Here is a 16,906-nt window from a genome sequence, read left to right on the forward strand (position 1 = left end):
CCTAATGATTATTCAGTTAATTACAGAAGTGCTTTCACACGGCTAACTACGTTCTCTACAGTAAAGCCGTATTCTTTCATAACTCTATCGCCAGGGGCGGAAGCTCCGAAAGTAGTGATGCCTAGGATATCGCCTTGGTCACCAGTGTAACGTTCCCAGCCGAAGGTTTGTGCCATTTCGATAGCAAGACGAGCTTTGACTCCTGGAAGAATTACGGAATCGCGATATTCTTTGTCTTGTTTTTCGAACAGATCCCAGCTTGGCAAGCTGATTACACGAACATCGATGCCTTCTTCTGCCAAAGCAGCTTGCGCTTTAACTGCCAACTGTACTTCAGAACCAGTTGCGATAAGTTGTGCTTGTGGAGTGCCATTTTTGGAATCAGAGACAACATAACCACCACGTTTGATGTTTTCACGAACGCCATCTACGGTTCCAGCAAGAATTGGCAAGTTTTGACGAGTCAGAACCAAAGCAACCGGATTCTCTTTGTTTTCCATAGCATAAGCCCATGCTGCAGAGGTTTCGTTAGCATCAGCCGGACGAATAACAGTCAGACCTGGGATGATACGCAAGGAAGCCAATTGTTCGATTGGTTCATGCGTAGGACCATCTTCACCAACTGCAATACTGTCATGTGTCAGTACATAGGTTACTGGCAATTTCATGATCGAAGCCAAACGAATTGCTGGACGCAGGTAGTCTGTGAATACGAAGAATGTTCCTCCGAATACTTTAAGACCAGTGTGCAGAGCAATACCGTTCATTGCAGCAGCCATACCAAACTCACGTACGCCGAAATAAATGTTGCGGCCATCATAAGATTCTGGTGTGAAAGATGTCAAACCATTCAAATGCGTCATAGTGGAGCTTTCCAAGTCAGCGGAACCACCCACTAGCTGAGGAACGCCAGCAGTCAGACCGTTAAGCGCACTACCGGAAGCGACACGAGTCGATACTGCTTTATCTTCAGTAGTGTAAGTTGGAAGGTTAGCATCCCAGCCTTCTGGAAGATCGCCATTGATTACTGTTTCGAATTGTGCAGCTAGCTCTGGATATGCTTTTTTGTAAGCCGCAAATTTGTCGTCCCAAGCTTTGTTAGCTGCGATTCCGTTTTTCTTCACTTCTGCAAAATGTGCACGAACTTCATCAGGCACATAGAAATCTTCTTCGTATACCCATTTGTAGAAATCTTTGGTCAGCTTAGCTTCTTCTGCTCCAAGTGGGGAACCGTGAGTACCGCCATGGCCGCCTTTACCTTGTTTGTTAGGGCTACCATAACCAATAACTGTTTTTACTTCGATCAAAGTCGGTTTGCTAGTCTCAGCTTGCGCCTCAGCAATAGCTTTTTCAATAGCCGGAAGGTCATTTCCGTCTTCTACGCGCAGAACTTGCCAACCATAAGCATCAAAACGTTGAGCTACATTTTCGGAGAAAGAAAGATTCAATTTACCATCAAGGGAAATATCATTTGAATCATACAATACAACCAATTTTCCGAGTTTCAAATGACCAGCAAGAGAAGCGGACTCAGAAGAGATCCCTTCCATAAGGTCACCATCACCACAAATAGCATAAGTATAGTGGTCAACTATGTTATGTCCTTCTTTGTTGTAGGTTGCGCCCAATTGAGCTTCGGCCATAGCCATACCAACGGCCATACCAATACCTTGTCCAAGCGGACCTGTAGTTGCATCAACACCAGCTGTGTGACCAACTTCCGGGTGACCAGGAGTCAAGCTACCCCATTGACGGAATTGTTTCAATTCTTCCATAGGAAGATCATAGCCGCTAAGGTGCAGCAAGCTGTACAGAAGCATGGAACCATGTCCAGCGGACAATACAAAACGATCGCGGTTTACCCATGTTGGATGATCAGGGTTATGATTCATTGTTTTTGCAAACAGTTGGTAGCCCATTGGTGCAGAACCCATTGGCATACCTGGATGGCCGGAATTCGCTTTTTCGATAGCATCAATAGCCAAAGTACGAATTGTTGTGATAGACAGGTTATCTACTGTTGAGTTTTCTTCCTTCTGGATCGCTTGTTCTTGTTCACTCATTTAATAGTTCCTCCTCTGAAATCTCAAGAATGTCATTTTGACTCTTATTGTATCACTAGTGTGGAAGCAATTCCAATTGTTTTTAAAAACTCTTTGTTTGACAGCTTATGTTTTGCAATATCTACGCATTTATATACGCAAAAGTAACTATGTCATGAGACGGGTTTTTACTTAGCCTATGGTCTAGTTTTCTATTGCGACTAAAGTTTGTTTTACAATGCTCGAATATAAAGTAAGATGGAGTTACTCAAGTAAAATTTTCATTCATTATCCAATATCTCCAAGTGGAAAGGAATTCTGAACATGACTTCGAAAAAGGATGTTTATATTGTGCTTACCGGTACAGGTACAGCCTTCAGTGGTTTCATTAAGTGGTTTACAAAAGCTGATCTGAACCATGCTTCGATCGCCTTTGATAGTGAACTACGTGAGGTGTACAGCTTCGGAAGAAAAAAAATGCACAATCCATTCGTCGCGGGTCTGATTCAAGAAAATTTCATTCACCCTTTCTATAGCAGCGCAAATTGCTCTATTTATCAGTTACGTGTCAGTGCCACGGAATACGATGCCATGTACAATCATGTCCAAGGGATGATGAAAAATCAGGAACGTTATAAATACCATCTTTTAGGCCTGATCGGCGTACTTCTAAATGTTAAAATAGATCGAGAGAACGCTTATTTCTGCTCTCATTTTGTTGCTTCCTTATTTGAAAATACCGCAGTTCAGCCTGTGAATAAGCCTTCCTGCTTTGTTACCCCGGAGGATTTCGCTCTTTCACTCTGTTCCCATAAAATATTCAGCGGTAAGTTATCCTATTATGTGCGTAGAGCTCAAAGAGCCTCTGCACGTTCGACGAATATACCTTTACATACCCCTTCCGTTGCGACAAGAATGATGAGAATGAATGAAGAACGGACTGAAGGAGTTATATAAGTTGTTGCTCGTAAAAAAGGGCTATGCGGATCGTATTTCCGCGTAGCCCTTTTTAGATGGAAAAAGGATAAATTCGTAGATGTATCATTACTTCACACGATGGTTCCGAAAATATTCAGACCAATCGCCAGCAATCACAACAGTAACTGTATCAATTTTGGTATTGTACTCATTCTTAGCTGTGAAGGTAAAGGTCACTGGACCATCGGGAAGTTTCACAAATGCTGGATCATATAATTCGCCTGTCCACAAGGTTTTGTCACTGTTCGTTGGATTTAGTTGCGTAGAATAACCTCCCGTCATCGTTACCTCAACAGTATCAGGTAGACCGGTTGCTATCCCTTGCAAAATAAATCGCTCACCTGCCCAAAACACATTGTAGCCTCTTGGACTCTCCTCATTACCGCTCTTGTTCAAATTGTAGCCTTTACGGTTGTTATTCCATTCCTCTGTGTGCTGGACCCCACCTTTAATACTCAGTAGATTAACCATGAAATATTTACGCGCTGAGATATTACTCCAGTTATAACCATCAAAAGCTTCCACTTCCACGGCATATTTTTCGTTCTCAACCAATATTCCCGCGGGCACTTGCCACTGTTTGGCACTTGAATTTTGTTCGCCAGATTGAACCTTAACCATCCCTGTCGCCAAGTTGATAATTTGTACCTTATACCGCTGTTGTTCATCTCCATCCTCATCTTGATAATCCCACTTGATGATTGGTGTAAGCGTACTTGCGATCATGGGCTTACTTGAGTCAGTACTTGTTGGGTACGTTATCGTTACGGTCGGTTTACGGTTGGCTACAGTGATACTCAGAGATAGCTCTCGATACAGTCCTAGAGAATCCGTAACGGTTTGTTTCAAGGTAAAGACGCCATTTGAGGTGAATTTCTTCGTAAATTCAGCTTGAGTACTAGCCAATCCTTCCGTCCCGTTAGATGATTTCAAATCATACTTATGGCTGATCGTATCTCCTTTTGGAAGGTCTGGATCCGTCGCTTTGCTCTTGATATTTAGAAGATCCGTGCGATAAATCGGCTCTTTGGCAGCATCTCTGCCTGTATCCGTGATAAGTGTGAATCCGGGCTGCGGCGGATTGTCGATGATAAACGTTTTTTCGTTAGATATTTCTGACCAGCTTAATTTGGAATAAGCCCGCCCATATACGGTGAAGTATTCAAATCGATTAAATGTATGGTTAGGGAGTTGATACTGCCGCAGCTGACCTGTGGTGTCAAGGTTTTCAACTGTCTTAACTAAGAGTCCGTCTTTCGAAAAAAATTCTAAACGGTACTTCTCCTGCGGATCACTCTCTGGGTCTGTATAATTCCATTTAATTAATGGATCTCCTTGTATTTCGGCATCTATAACGGATGGATTGGTTACGGTTCCCGCCGGGGTTATCAATGTCATTGAGGGCGCTAGATTTTTAGTAACACTCACCTTCAACGTAGCTATATTAGACTTATCACCGATCTGATCGATAACCCAGTGTTCCAATGTATAGATACCGGACTCAGGAAAATTAACATCAATACTAGGAGTTCGAAGCCATTGCGTAATGCCATCACTATCCGTTACTTTCCAGAAGTATTGCAGACTAGCGATGTCGGAGGGATCTCCATCCTCATCAAAAGATGTATATTGTCGGGTATCATATTGGAATACTGCCGATGGACCATTAATAGCAGCTGTTGGAACATGATTTTTAACAGTAAATACGCGTGTTGCATTGGAACTTAAAGCTCCAATACTTGAGGGATTAGGTACATCTGTTGCCTTAAGGCGCATTTCCCATCCTTCTGATATAGCCTGCTGCGGTGAAATTCCGTTTCCAGCAATAAGATCTCGTATCGTCAAAGATTGGTTGCGGTTACTGCCAGCATAATAATAAGGACTATTGCTGAGTTTGGCGTACCATAAATAAGCAAGCGAATCTCCATCTTCATCAGGCTCTGGTGTTAGATTATCCATTGTAATTACAGTGTCTCGATATACTTCAGCTGGCATGTTAAATGCTGCTGCGGGTGGGTGATTAATCACTTGGACATTTTGGCGATACCAATCTGACCATAAACCTCGGTTGTCATGCACTTGTAAACTAATTTGATAATTACCGATCCCAAAAGCTGCGATATTAGGTGGCGTTGTAGCTCCACCCCAATGCTCCCAAACTTTGTTCCAACCGTCTTTGATAACCGTCCAGTAATACACATCTAATGGATCATTATCCGGATCAAACGATTTGTCTGTTATGGTAGTAGCTTTACGATAGGAAACAATATTAGGATCAACACTAAATAACGCTACGGGAGGTAGATTACCTGCAGCCCCCACCGTCCTTACACACCAGTCGCTCCAGACCCCCAACCCATTTTCGCCATCGACATCACGTACTCTAAGGCGTATGTCATATTGTACAGAACTCGGTAATTGAGCTGGCGGTTGACCATCTGTCCATATTTCAGAATCAGTTTTTTTATACTGCCATTGCCAAGCTATAAGTCCCTTATTAACAGCCGTGATGTGGTCCAAATCGTAGGAACTATCTGTTAGCAGAAGAGATCCCCACGCCAGTTTGGCAGCAAACAATGCAATTGGCTTTCGATGAACATGATAGGTCATTGAAGATAAATTATCTCGGCTCCATAAACGATAGACATCGAATCTGTCATCGTTTTTAGGATTATCTCGTGCTTGAAAGGTTGCGTTATAGAGTCCGCTATATGGAAAGGAGGTATACCTTTCTGAACGCCATAACCCACTATCCGAAATGATACCCATCGAATTATCGAAGAAATACGGGTTATGGTCGTATCTATAGCGTTCTTGATATTTAGAATCTCCTTCATAGTCCTTGTATGTGGTTGATAAGTCTATAGGAGTGTTAATCAATATAAAGGATTTATTCCTAAGCCTATAGGATACATTAACGACCAACGATTTCTCATCCTTATAATTATAGGGATCCACAACCTTGATAATGATATTGTGTCGTCCGGGAGGAATTCCGTCTGCCAAAACATCTATTGGGATGGAAAACCATTTATTATTCAGTGCCTGTTGGACATTGACTTGTTTATAGAACACATTAGGAATTTCAGCACTAACGACTAGATCATTATTGTCCACATCTCGAACATATCCTTCGATATTCATACCACTGAATCCTGGCTCATTCAGTAGCTGCTGCTCGCTTGGTGTAGTCACTGTGAGCGTAGGTGCTGAATTTATTACTAGAGGTATGTTATCCCAATCATAATATACGTTGTTATGCCAACCATTCATCCATTCGTTAGGTTGGTGTTGCGCATCACTTGCTCTTAGTGCGACTTTAAGGGCTTTTGGAATGCCATACTTCGCTGGATAAGCATAACTTTCATAAAAAGCGGTTGTATTTCTATCAAGGTTAAACTGAAGACTATCCGAACTTTTCACAGGTGGCATTTCTTCAATTCTCCATGAGGCATCAGTAGCATAATCAGTATTACCACTTCCATCTGTCCTGTACATATAACTGTAAATATTAAGAAATCTAGTACGCTGCGTATCATAGTACCAATTAATATCCCCTGATGTTAAAACTACAGGCGCATCAGGTACATAATCGTAGCGCAGTATTCTTGTTGTTAGATCAAAAGTAATATTGGTTAGGGTCATAGCAGGCATATTCAAACTTAAAGATCCTATATTCCCCATAGCCGGCTCCCAAGGAGTTGTTTTATTAAATCCTTCAAGACGGATATCCATAAAATTGATGATATTTGGGTCACCTGTCGCCTCTACCTTTGCACTCCCCGAATAAAATTCAGGGAATGAAAGAAGTAGTAATACAAGGGCCATAAACGTTGAAATTGTTTTTTTTAATTTCTGCATCTCTAATCCTCTCTACCATGACCAATCGACATCAGGTGCCTGATTTTTAACCGTGAAGATCCGTTCGATCACATTTTGTGTAGCTTCTGAATCTATGGATTGCCGATCATCTTGCGTTACAAACTCAGCAATAGTCGGCTGGCCAAACTCTTCAAATACAGTCAGTCGCACTTCGTATTTTCCAACTTCCCTTACCTTAAGATTCAAACGATCTAAATTCTCATTATTAAAAATAACCCATGGTTGCCCTGAAAAATTTCCGTTGTTATCAGAATCGTAGCGGTATTCCCAAAGCCTTCGAGCCACCATATCTTGGTCTGGTGAGTACGACATATCATCTATTGATAGGGTCGCTTGATTACCATCTGAAGGATTGCGATACGCTGTTCCAGCCATCGTAAAGTATGCAAAAGGCTTCTGGTCTAGTGCTATATCAAAAGTTGTTTCGTTTCTCGCAGTTAGCCCTAATGTATTCTCCACATAAATGGTTGCTTTATATTTCCCTGGCTTCTTGAATAGCACATCTTTGCTATATACTCCGTTCAGCGATCCGCTATATTTAATATCAGAATTCGTTCCACCTGATACGGCTGTGATGGTGAATTTAGTCTTAGCATCTACTAATGGGTAGTGGGTCGGGCTACTAACGTAACTTTGTATGATAACCTTTCGATTTTGCTTTAATGTACCATCTACCCTGATAGATGCATCTGGTTTTGGCTCAATGACATTAACCTCAGTACTAGTACTTCCAGTCATTTTGTCGTCGTCCATTACAGTCAAAGCAAGTGTTTGTTCCCCCAAATGGTCTCTATCATACCAAAGCGTTCCCCTTGGCAAAGTGCTCAATTCTCCCTTAGCATTAGGCGTATCCCAAAAGTAATCCGTAATATAACCATCGGGGTCATACGACCCTGCTGCACTGGTTACAAACTCTTGTCCTGCTTTTACAGTTTTCGGTGCATTTATAAGAGCTACTGGAGGTTTTAACTCTCTCGGTAGTTCTGACGGTGATGTAGGACCTGGAAACCCTCCTCCCGGAGGATCTGAGGTTGTATACACTCCTGCTTTGACTGTAAAAGATTCTTTTAACGAGTCGAACTTACTTCTTTTGGTCACGACTTCATTCTTAAATCTCACTACTATACTTAGTACGTACTCTTGACTGTAGTTACTTTTACCTGCCACTTTCTCCTTCGGAATTTCGAACTTGAAAGTTTCGTTTGCCGTTAGAGTTTTGGTATACACCTTTTTTGTCTGGAGTGAGCCTTCATTACCTTTCTCTTTGGCATAAAAAATCCATTCTGAAATATTCGAAATATCTTTATAGGATAGCAGTTCACCCTTCAAAGCGATTTTAACTGGCACATTCTTATTATCAAACTTAATTGGGTTTGGATTAGGTTGTTCTAGAATTGCAGAACCTGTGAGTGTAGCTTCATCTGGGAGACCATATTCAAAGCTGACTGTTCCCCCGTAGCTGTAGGTGGTGACTTTAGCATCTGCAGTGTAATAATAGGATGCGAATGCTTTATACTTTCGTCCCTCTGCTTTTCCAGTTAAACCCGTATTATCTTCAGGATCCCAAGGTACTCCTGTAGGAATCGTATAGTTCAAAATAATTCTTCCATTTTTAAACTTTGGATCTTGAGCATAAGAAGATTTCTTAACTACTTGAGGTTTTATAGTAGACTCAATGATATTTTGAGAATCGATAACCTCAGTTTTAGATCCGTTATACCATTTTAGGTAATCTTTATCTTGATAAGGTCCTGCAGTTACTACCGTTATTGGTGGATTCTTAGAAGGATAACTATCAGTTGCACCTTTATCATCTGTCACCAAACTATCTTTTTTTTCATCATACTGATTTATTTGCCATCTTCTTCCGTCAGAGTATAACCATATTGAATTATAAATATCGGTCCTATATAGCAACTCAAAGGATGCTCTATATCCCTGAACCTCTTTTATATATTTCTGATTTGCAACCCCTTGTAATGTCACTTTAATTTTCCCGTTCTCAAGAGAGAGACTAGTTTTTTCGTTAGATCCACTATATTTTAAAGTACCTGTCTTAACTGAAGAACTAGATACTCCACTAGGAAGTTCCAAATAGAAGTCTTTAGCAGTATTGTTTGATCCTTGTAAACCTGTAGTAATTGGGACAGCAACCGAGGTCAATTTCGTCTCGGCTGCTTTTACTGAAATAGCTGTCATAAACTGAATGAGCAATAAAAAACATAGACATGAGATGATTATTTTTTTCATTTATACTTACTCCGGAGAATTAACTATAAATTTTTCGTCGAATCCGCCATCATGGAACAAGCGGATGGCAAAATAGTTGAAATCCTGATCATATAAATATGCTTGATAAGTAGTTAATTGCTCACTTGGCTTAAGAGTGTAATAATAAAACGCTTCTTTATTATTTAGTTTCCCCACATTTACTTTTGGCCAAATTTGGTCTAATTGTCCCTTACCTTGTAAACTTAAAATCCATTTTTCTTTTTGATCATTTAAGGATCTTTTAACAATTTTATTGCTGTTATTCTTAATCGTAATCTTAGTCCATATGAAATGTTTAGGTTTGCTAACCATTACTCCAAATGAGTCATATTTAAATTGTTTCACTAAATTTTGTGCATCTTTTGACTTGAAATCATAAATCATAAACTTCTCCAGCGTATAACTAAGCCCACCCGCCGTAACCGTAACTGGCAACTCTAAATCCTTTTTCAAACCATATTTACTTAAGTTATCCCTCATAATGGGTGCTGGTGTAGCAGCAGGTTTTGCTGTAGCTATAGCTGATGGTGTAACCGCAGCTGCGTTAGTAATCACGTTTTGCCCCGATACCATGCTAAGTAACATTGTTGTAGTCAAAGCTGCTCTTAAAATGTTCTTCTTCATCACTGAATCTCTCCCTTTTCTTTAATTGGCTTTTCTTACTTATTGAACTTATACTCCTGAACTGCTGGCACCCTGATGGGCTGTTGTGTTTTGGATCTGGAGATCAGAACCGGGTGTTCCGTCTCTATGACGGCAATAACCGAAGGACCTGCGATGTATTTGGTTATGCCATATTCGCTATCCTCGTATAAAAGTGGAAACGTCACACCATCGGAATCATCAATAATATCGAATTTCACAATCTTTACTTGTGTCTTAAAACGACTGCTCCCTTGGGGGAAAAGGCCGCTATCAAGGCCTAGATTGTTCTGCAGGGTTTGCTGAAAAGTATCGTACGCTTCTGTAGGATCTATAATCAGACGACCACGAGTCAATTCGGTCTCATCTAATTCCTGTGCGGCATCGTGAACAGCGATATTATTTGCGTCTTTTAACATGCTGCGCAGCTGGTCCCACTCCTGATTCTGGATCTGAAAGAACCAGGAGTAGATAAAGATCAGTAGGACAAATGCCAGCTTAATAATGTAATCCATAAATTACGCTCATCCCTTAGTCAATCGAGATACTCACTCATAATTGATCCATGCCCATAATATCGAGTCGGCTGCGAAACCGTAGAAAAATTATAAGGAAACAGATTTATCCGCGGCGCGGTTACATACACATCAATTCGTTGCTTTCGCTCTTGAACGGTGTCTGTACTGCTAGTAATTTCTATCGAAGCTTCAGAAAATCCAATCGCCTTCAGATTTGAAATTACTTCATTCCGCATAGAAGCTGTAACCATCCCCTCTGTTGCTGCTTTTTGTGTGATATAGGACGTATTAGCTTTGACCTGTAAATCTAGCAGATAATCTATGTAGGTGAAGATAGGCTGCAGGATAATAAACAGGACTAGCCACATGAACAATGCCCGGAGGACGGTCTCCTTCATTAGACACGCCTCCTTCTAATACTGTTCCACTTGCTTAGTATGTGAGATGATATCGTCCTGACTGCTGCCGATCATATGCGTAGCTACCGTGACAAACATCCCCGCAATTACAAAGCCAATGGCCAAAAACATAGCGACGGAAATAGAGTCTTTTTTCATCTGACTTATACCAAAACGTGAGTCATGGACATAGTTAATGCAGTCTGGCTGGAATCCAGCGGTTGAGTTAGAGATACCCCCGGGATCGTCGGTCTATTATCATCGGCAGCATTAATCACGTCACGCACCAGAGGAATCAAAATGGCAATTACGATGGCCACACACAAAAAACCGATAGCGATAAACAAACCTGTAGAAATAGCGTCTTTTTTCATTGTTAATTTCTCCCTTTTTATTTTAGGTTTTAAAAATAAGGTTGAATATACAATTTTTCACTGGAACATGCCGACTCCATTAAAATTTCCTTTGATTAGCAAAATGTACTGCATCGCCATGGCAACGATCATCAAAAAAGTAGCAATCGATGGAATAACATTAATAATCGTCGATAGATCACCGATGAAAGACCATTTTTTCAAATACTGATCGCTGGAGATTTTGGAGATAATCTTGCCTTGTTCACGCAAATAGTTTGCAGCTTCCGTGTCATCATCCATGCCTTCTGTCGCCAGTAAAATGGACCGGATGTCATTAATAAAGTGATGGTTATCCGGAAATTTGGCACAAAACCATTCAATCGCCCCCTCCACACCCTCATCTACTGCCCGTTCTGACAGCTCATACAAGTCCTGACGTATATATTGAAAATGTCCCGCTGTACTCCCACAAAAAGCACCAAACTGCACATATCCGCGCTTACGTAGGCGATTATTCTCATAGAGACGGATAAAGGAGATCAACTCGCCATCTTTTTGAATATTCGTCTTTTGGTGAAGCCACGCCAACACCCAACCAAGCGGAAGATAACGCATCGGACTGCTGATTATGAGAATAAGTAGAGCAATTAGAGGGTCATAGATTGAAAAAGGAACAGATCTGATGAAATCGCTGACGACTTGGCTAAATAAATAGATGATTGCCGCTGAATAACGAAATAGTGTAACTTTTCGAGCCGAAATTGATAAACCGCATTCATTCAACAATTGCTGAAATCTATCACTCTGCACGTGTTCAACCAGCGAATTCCACCGGATGCCCAGTCGGACAAGATATCGTTCCTGCTTACTGCTGCTGCTCACAAACACAAGTAATGCGACATACACGATTCCGATCACTGTAATTAGTAGTAATAATCTATCCATAGTTCATCACCTTAGTGGTAGTCCAGTTTGGGCCTGGCAAGAATAGTACTGATCACAAAAGAGATAAAAAGGCCGGAGACGATCACCATCAAAAAGGAAAGGCCTACCGTAGTTTCGAACTGCAGTTGAAAATAGACATCGGGCTTCAGCATATACATAAAGGTTCCAACCGTAGATACCAGCACCAGAAGATTCCCATATAAGCCAAGGCTGATCGCATCTCTGCTTCCTGCTTTTACAGTTAAAATCGTCTCTCTCTGCTGCTCCATAGAACGATTCAACAGCATTAGCGAGCTTTTTAAATAACGGGTTCCCTCCTTCTCGGCATAGAGCAAATCTGATATAAACTCTAAAGCGAAGGTGGTGCCAATCGCACTGGAGAATCTCCCTGCCTCCTCAACAAGCTCCTTCTCATTACTGTAATTAGAAAATGCGGCACCAAGCAGCTTCAGAGGACTCTTTAGTACATTTTTATCTGTTAGAAAATCCGCTGTACGATCAAGAATCGAATCTACCGACAAATGTGTGAATTTGGTGGAGATTTTGACTACATCGAGGAGATCGTAGCTTCCATGTACCTTCCGCTGTGCATAGATGTATCTCATACGAAAATAAGGAATCGTCGCAGATATTACAGCTATAAAAAGCGGAAATCTCCACGCCCCCTGAATCGGCTGTCCTTCATTAAAAGTAATCCCCTCCAAAAAAGGATTGTTAAAACTCAACCTTCCAGGGAGCTCACTAAGTGTCAGTAGTCCTGATAAGAAAACCGCAATAAACAAAATGGCTGTACGCATAACAAAACGCATAACGCTAATACCCGGTTCATACTTCCGGTGTACGAAATACAGAAGCTTGTCCAGATGGCGGTAGAGCCACAGCCTTTTTTTAACCGAGCTAACTCTTTTTCCAAAAATGCTCATCTTATGTTTAATTCGAAAATCGAATTTCTGGACTACCTGCCGTAAATGCCTTTCGATGAGCAGTTTGGTGAGTAACCACAGTCCCCACACAATCCATAAATGAAGAACAAAACGAAAAATATAAAATAGTAAATCCATATCTGCACCTCCTCACTCATTAAGTACTATCTTAGATTTCAAGCTTTCTTTAAGCGGCTGATCCATTGGTTTTGTTGAAGCAAGTCGTCCCAGCTCTTTTTGGAGAATCCGCGTAGCCTGCGCATTTTTCTTAGTCATTTTCAGCATCAGATTTTTCGTCAGCTTGTCATTATAAGACCAACACATTTCCTCCGGCTCCCAGCGCATAAGATCATTAGCAAACACTGAATTTCTATCCTCTTCGTAAAAGATTTCTGATATTCGCGCCAGCCGCTTCTTCCCGTTCGGGACACTCTCCAAAATAAACACCAGCTCGCATGATTTCAGCGCAGAAATCAAATGCCCCTTTAGACTCCCGCCAATTCTTGTCGACACAGCAAACGCACCTTGATAAGGAATGTCCTCCGAATCCACGGTGTGGAAGGTTCCGGTGATCCCGTCGTATCCTTTTTCCCCACTCCACAAATAAAATTCCCACTCGTTATAACGCATCTCTGTCGTGCAATAATTTGCCCGTTTTTATCTCATGATTAGTTTTCATCGTATTTTCAGCATATTTTTATCGTATATATGTTCGATTTCTCGGATTTGAATAGAAATAAAAAATATCGTTGTGGGGGAAATGTGGGGAAATAAATAAAGCCTTGCCTATCTTGCTAATGACAAGATTTCAAAGCTCTATCCGCTCTAGTTCACTTTGCTCAATTATTTTTAAGAGTTATGAAAAATATGCCCGGAGGCTGATAATTGTGAAAGCAGAAGATTTAACGTTTGGACTTCGCGTCCGTATCATAGACGGTTTCCATATCGGTAAAATCGGTATTGTTATAGCTAAAGGAACACAAACTGTCTTGCTCGATATTGGCGAGCCTTTACTTATAAATGTGCTCCCAGAACATCTACAACCTGTACCTGAGGATCCATTACCACCAGGATGGGAAGAAGTCGAGATATAAAGAGGCTTTACTCACAGAATAATATAGTAAGTTTTTCCTCGTTTTGATAGACTAATCTTTATAAAGCCTTAGGGGGATTAGTTTATGTCTAATAGCGAAGAATTAGTTTTATGGGAAGGCAAACCTGCTGGTATCTCGGATCGATTAAAGGAAAAAGCAAAACTCGGTATTCTTAACAATACGACCTATAAAATCACGACTCAACGGATAATCATAGAGTCTGGTCTCATTGGAAAAAATATTGAGGAAGTTGAGCTTCTTCGAGTACGGGATTTATCCGTAAAACAGTCTCTCAAAGACAAATTGATTGGTGTAGGGTCAGTTACAGTGTTCTCCGATGACATTTCTAATTCTTCAGTTATATTTGAAGACATTCAAGATGCTCATAAAGTTAAAGATATAATTCGTAAGGCAGTTCGTGAAGAGAAGTCTGCTCATAATATTAGTTATCGCGAAAACCTGTAAAAGCTTATAAAACAAAAAAAGCCCTACCGACCATATAGGTTAGTAGGGCTATGTCATAATCTCAAGGGCTTGGGAATCTGCTATGTAGTAGCTCCTAAAACATCTTTCATATTGCTCCATTCCCATTCATCATCACTTGTTCTCAACTTGATCTGCATCAATTGCTGATCTACACGCATCACAATACCACGTATCTCCTTATCCTCAACGGGATCGAATAGTCTGAGCGTAATTGGACTACAATCCTCTAACGATTGAGCTAATACCTGTGAGATTTCAGCTAATGCTTGGGGATCTAAATCAGGCTTTTTACGAGTCTCTTCATTTAATGCATCGTCCAGCATCCTATTTTTATGCTCAGGCATAATCATCCTGCTGCTTTCCCACAATCCGTTACCTTCAAGTTTCTTTCTCTGCATAGATATCCTCCCTAATAATACAACCAGTAGTCCGCACTACTCGGTATGTTTTTAACTTCCCGAGCTTCTTCAGGATCTCGGTGGGAAGGATTATCTCTTTCCCAGCCAGATATAATGCAGGCCATTTCAGGTGGCGTATTTGGGTTCCATTCGATGTAGTTTTCCTCTGTCAACTCTTTCAATCCATTTCGTATATCAACTGGCATTCGTCCACTTAATCGTTCTAGCTCAGGCAATGAAGGGAGACGACCAAAATGTCGTGAGTAATGAGTAATGATCAGTAAAAGCTTCCGCGGTGTATCACTTAACATAAATAACGCCTCCAAAATAAGAACACTTGTTTGTATTATATGCGCTTATTGGATTTTTAATCAATGGTTTTTTATGACAAAAAAGAGCCATTCAGGACTACTCCTGTAGCGGCTCTCTACATTCTCTTGCTATCTTTTCTTCTATTGCTTCCAAAATGAAGGCGTTGCGACTCTTATCAAGTTGTTTAGCAACAGCGTCAATCCTTTCCCTGTCGCCTTTTTTAACCCACAGCTTTACTTGATCATAATTTGCGGCGTTGTACTTATCTTTTGCGCGTGTTGATGCCTTACCTTGCTGTTCCATGGTTATCCCCCCTTTGCTATAGGATACCACAAAAAATATACTGTTACCAGTATATAAAACTCTTGACTATATACTGGTACCAGTATATAATAGAAATATAAAGGAGGTGAACAAGATGAAGAAAAAAAGAAAGAAACAGCCAAAAGACAATCGAGTTGTGCAAATCACACTGATGACTGCAATCATCAGCTTGATTAACTCGATAGTCACCCTCATCATCAACCTGAGACGCTAACTCAAGGGTCCGCTTCGGCGGACCTCCCTCAAGGGGTGCTGTTTCTTTCTTATTTAATATAGTATATCACAAAGGAGTTGGGATTATGAAGACCTCTAAAACTCTAACGGTATCAATGATCATAAGTGTTCTTGCGCTAGCAATAAGCACAATTTCCTTGGTGCTTGCGCTGCGCTAAACGTTAGGAACACAAAAAAATTCCCCGCTGACCATTTAAGGTTGGCGGGGCGGTCTTATCTCTGCTCTAAATTCAAATCGAAGTCGAACGAACCGAGAACCAGCAATCTTAATTGAATCCGGAGTGTAACCCTCTACAAGACCACCATAATCCATTAGGTGGCCTATAGGATCTGGAGTTTCTCGGTACCAGACGGATACTTTGGACTGTGTCAGTGCTGCTGTCAGAAATTCCGCATCACTCTCAAGAACTTTGTATGTAGCACTCACTAAACGTTTCCTCTGTCATTCATTAAAACTTCAAATAAATGTCTATCATCATTTATATTGATGCCTCTATACTCACAGATATCCTTAAATATTTCAGTCCATTTATATTTTATAAGTGCATACTCAGACTCAGTCAAGTTGAGTATATTATCACACTTATTAAGAGTGTAAAAAAAATGATATGTAGTGATTGTTCTCATAACATATTCATCATCCATCTGCTTCATCATTTCGTATTTTATAGAATTGTACTCTTCGAACTTCATCTTTCCTTTTGTATTTAAGAGATAGTCAACTCTGCCTTCGGATTCAAGAATCTTCATAAGCGAAGTAAATGATAAGTGGCTAAAATTCTGCTCAATTTCAAAACTAAGGAGATGAAATATTGACCTCACCATATTTTTTTGTCTCTCTTCTCTTTCTTCTTTTTCTTTTTGCTGGGATTGCTGGATCTGAAGAATAGAACCTTTAATAGCTCCTCTGTAACCAAAAAGTGCTCCAACTAAAGCAGATACAACTGAAGTCATAGAATTGATAAATAAATCGCTCATAATCCTCACCTTTTTAACTCAAGATTTTTCCGTTGTAATTCACTTCCATTAATTATCATTGTAGGGCAATCAATATATTTCTGTAAACGAAAAAAGCCCACCAGCCAAAGCCAACGGGCATATCG

General features: G+C 40.6%; 19 protein-coding genes. 3 read left to right on the plus strand and 16 right to left on the minus strand.

All coding sequences use genetic code 11. The annotated features are described in order from the left end of the window. Nucleotides 1-20: 20 nt before the first annotated feature. Nucleotides 21-2,063 (minus strand): transketolase, encoded by a 2,043-nt coding sequence (gene tkt / locus MKY14_RS21215; protein WP_076128175.1) that lies wholly within the window; start codon nucleotides 2,061-2,063, stop codon nucleotides 21-23. 303 nt (nucleotides 2,064-2,366) lie between these two features. Between tkt and MKY14_RS21220 the strand changes: the two genes are divergently transcribed. Then, on the plus strand, nucleotides 2,367-2,999 hold the full coding sequence (locus MKY14_RS21220) for a hypothetical protein (RefSeq protein WP_036681725.1): 633 nt from the start codon (nucleotides 2,367-2,369) through the stop codon (nucleotides 2,997-2,999). 87 nt (nucleotides 3,000-3,086) lie between these two features. Here MKY14_RS21220 and MKY14_RS21225 read toward each other — a convergent pair whose 3' ends face one another. Genes MKY14_RS21225 through MKY14_RS21270 form a run of 10 tightly spaced genes read right to left on the minus strand, consistent with a single transcriptional unit; the run spans nucleotide 3,087 to nucleotide 13,558 of the window. Further along, nucleotides 3,087-6,881, minus strand: coding sequence for a glycoside hydrolase family 78 protein (locus MKY14_RS21225; protein ID WP_340977236.1), 3,795 nt, complete (start codon nucleotides 6,879-6,881; stop codon nucleotides 3,087-3,089). Nucleotides 6,882-6,893: 12 nt separating this feature from the next. Next, on the minus strand, nucleotides 6,894-9,152 hold the full coding sequence (locus MKY14_RS21230) for a PKD domain-containing protein (RefSeq protein ID WP_340977238.1): 2,259 nt from the start codon (nucleotides 9,150-9,152) through the stop codon (nucleotides 6,894-6,896). Nucleotides 9,153-9,158: 6 nt separating this feature from the next. Next, nucleotides 9,159-9,797, minus strand: coding sequence for a hypothetical protein (locus tag MKY14_RS21235; protein WP_340977240.1), 639 nt, complete (start codon nucleotides 9,795-9,797; stop codon nucleotides 9,159-9,161). Nucleotides 9,798-9,832: 35 nt separating this feature from the next. Beyond that, on the minus strand, nucleotides 9,833-10,330 hold the full coding sequence (locus MKY14_RS21240) for a hypothetical protein (protein WP_076280073.1): 498 nt from the start codon (nucleotides 10,328-10,330) through the stop codon (nucleotides 9,833-9,835). Nucleotides 10,331-10,350: 20 nt separating this feature from the next. Continuing rightward, nucleotides 10,351-10,731 carry a hypothetical protein gene (locus MKY14_RS21245; protein ID WP_036681716.1) on the minus strand — a complete coding sequence of 127 codons (381 nt, stop codon included), beginning with the start codon at nucleotides 10,729-10,731 and terminating at the stop codon, nucleotides 10,351-10,353. Between the two features lie 15 nt (nucleotides 10,732-10,746). Beyond that, on the minus strand, nucleotides 10,747-10,890 hold the full coding sequence (locus tag MKY14_RS21250; protein ID WP_162636675.1) for a hypothetical protein: 144 nt from the start codon (nucleotides 10,888-10,890) through the stop codon (nucleotides 10,747-10,749). 5 nt (nucleotides 10,891-10,895) lie between these two features. Beyond that, entirely contained in the window at nucleotides 10,896-11,105 is a 210-nt protein-coding gene (locus MKY14_RS21255) for a hypothetical protein (RefSeq protein ID WP_076128184.1), read from the minus strand. Nucleotides 11,106-11,162: 57 nt separating this feature from the next. Further along, a complete protein-coding gene (locus tag MKY14_RS21260) occupies nucleotides 11,163-12,032 on the minus strand; it encodes a hypothetical protein (protein ID WP_340977242.1) in 870 nt (289 codons plus the stop codon). Nucleotides 12,033-12,043: 11 nt separating this feature from the next. Further along, entirely contained in the window at nucleotides 12,044-13,093 is a 1,050-nt protein-coding gene (locus tag MKY14_RS21265) for a hypothetical protein (RefSeq protein ID WP_076128188.1), read from the minus strand. 12 nt (nucleotides 13,094-13,105) lie between these two features. Beyond that, a complete protein-coding gene (locus MKY14_RS21270; RefSeq protein WP_340977245.1) occupies nucleotides 13,106-13,558 on the minus strand; it encodes a hypothetical protein in 453 nt (150 codons plus the stop codon). Nucleotides 13,559-13,842: 284 nt separating this feature from the next. Between MKY14_RS21270 and MKY14_RS21275 the strand changes: the two genes are divergently transcribed. Together MKY14_RS21275 and MKY14_RS21280 are read left to right on the plus strand one after the other, a co-directional pair. After that, on the plus strand, nucleotides 13,843-14,049 hold the full coding sequence (locus MKY14_RS21275) for a hypothetical protein (protein ID WP_340977246.1): 207 nt from the start codon (nucleotides 13,843-13,845) through the stop codon (nucleotides 14,047-14,049). 84 nt (nucleotides 14,050-14,133) lie between these two features. Beyond that, nucleotides 14,134-14,514 (plus strand): PH domain-containing protein, encoded by a 381-nt coding sequence (locus MKY14_RS21280; protein ID WP_076139041.1) that lies wholly within the window; start codon nucleotides 14,134-14,136, stop codon nucleotides 14,512-14,514. An 80-nt stretch (nucleotides 14,515-14,594) separates the two neighbouring features. Here the strand turns inward: MKY14_RS21280 and MKY14_RS21285 are convergent, their stop codons facing one another. The 5 genes from MKY14_RS21285 to MKY14_RS21305 all read right to left on the minus strand — a co-directional run bounded on the left by MKY14_RS21285 (nucleotide 14,595) and on the right by MKY14_RS21305 (nucleotide 16,781). Further along, the gene (locus MKY14_RS21285) at nucleotides 14,595-14,933 is read right to left on the minus strand and encodes a YolD-like family protein (RefSeq protein ID WP_340977248.1); all 339 of its coding nucleotides are present in this window, start codon (nucleotides 14,931-14,933) and stop codon (nucleotides 14,595-14,597) included. Between the two features lie 11 nt (nucleotides 14,934-14,944). Next, a complete protein-coding gene (locus MKY14_RS21290) occupies nucleotides 14,945-15,244 on the minus strand; it encodes a hypothetical protein (protein WP_340977250.1) in 300 nt (99 codons plus the stop codon). 97 nt (nucleotides 15,245-15,341) lie between these two features. Continuing rightward, on the minus strand, nucleotides 15,342-15,548 hold the full coding sequence (locus tag MKY14_RS21295) for a transcriptional regulator (protein ID WP_340977252.1): 207 nt from the start codon (nucleotides 15,546-15,548) through the stop codon (nucleotides 15,342-15,344). Nucleotides 15,549-15,996: 448 nt separating this feature from the next. Next, nucleotides 15,997-16,230, minus strand: coding sequence for a hypothetical protein (locus MKY14_RS21300; RefSeq protein WP_340977253.1), 234 nt, complete (start codon nucleotides 16,228-16,230; stop codon nucleotides 15,997-15,999). Further along, nucleotides 16,230-16,781, minus strand: a complete 552-nt coding sequence (locus MKY14_RS21305) for a hypothetical protein (RefSeq protein ID WP_340977254.1) — start codon at nucleotides 16,779-16,781, stop codon at nucleotides 16,230-16,232. Before MKY14_RS21305 ends, MKY14_RS21300 begins: the two co-directional genes overlap by 1 nt. Nucleotides 16,782-16,906 lie beyond the last annotated feature (125 nt).

The organism is Paenibacillus sp. FSL R5-0887, from assembly GCF_038002305.1.
In the GTDB taxonomy this organism is placed as follows: domain Bacteria; phylum Bacillota; class Bacilli; order Paenibacillales; family Paenibacillaceae; genus Paenibacillus_AQ; species Paenibacillus_AQ odorifer.

Coding starts and splice junctions, on each gene's coding strand:
- tkt (WP_076128175.1), bottom strand. CDS start 2,063: ATGAGTGAACAAGAACAAGCGATCCAGAAGGAAGAAAACTCAACAGTA.
- MKY14_RS21220 (WP_036681725.1), top strand. CDS start 2,367: ATGACTTCGAAAAAGGATGTTTATATTGTGCTTACCGGTACAGGTACA.
- MKY14_RS21225 (WP_340977236.1), bottom strand. CDS start 6,881: ATGCAGAAATTAAAAAAAACAATTTCAACGTTTATGGCCCTTGTATTA.
- MKY14_RS21230 (WP_340977238.1), bottom strand. CDS start 9,152: ATGAAAAAAATAATCATCTCATGTCTATGTTTTTTATTGCTCATTCAG.
- MKY14_RS21235 (WP_340977240.1), bottom strand. CDS start 9,797: ATGAAGAAGAACATTTTAAGAGCAGCTTTGACTACAACAATGTTACTT.
- MKY14_RS21240 (WP_076280073.1), bottom strand. CDS start 10,330: ATGGATTACATTATTAAGCTGGCATTTGTCCTACTGATCTTTATCTAC.
- MKY14_RS21245 (WP_036681716.1), bottom strand. CDS start 10,731: ATGAAGGAGACCGTCCTCCGGGCATTGTTCATGTGGCTAGTCCTGTTT.
- MKY14_RS21250 (WP_162636675.1), bottom strand. CDS start 10,890: ATGAAAAAAGACTCTATTTCCGTCGCTATGTTTTTGGCCATTGGCTTT.
- MKY14_RS21255 (WP_076128184.1), bottom strand. CDS start 11,105: ATGAAAAAAGACGCTATTTCTACAGGTTTGTTTATCGCTATCGGTTTT.
- MKY14_RS21260 (WP_340977242.1), bottom strand. CDS start 12,032: ATGGATAGATTATTACTACTAATTACAGTGATCGGAATCGTGTATGTC.
- MKY14_RS21265 (WP_076128188.1), bottom strand. CDS start 13,093: ATGGATTTACTATTTTATATTTTTCGTTTTGTTCTTCATTTATGGATT.
- MKY14_RS21280 (WP_076139041.1), top strand. CDS start 14,134: ATGTCTAATAGCGAAGAATTAGTTTTATGGGAAGGCAAACCTGCTGGT.
- MKY14_RS21285 (WP_340977248.1), bottom strand. CDS start 14,933: ATGCAGAGAAAGAAACTTGAAGGTAACGGATTGTGGGAAAGCAGCAGG.
- MKY14_RS21290 (WP_340977250.1), bottom strand. CDS start 15,244: ATGTTAAGTGATACACCGCGGAAGCTTTTACTGATCATTACTCATTAC.
- MKY14_RS21295 (WP_340977252.1), bottom strand. CDS start 15,548: ATGGAACAGCAAGGTAAGGCATCAACACGCGCAAAAGATAAGTACAAC.
- MKY14_RS21305 (WP_340977254.1), bottom strand. CDS start 16,781: ATGAGCGATTTATTTATCAATTCTATGACTTCAGTTGTATCTGCTTTA.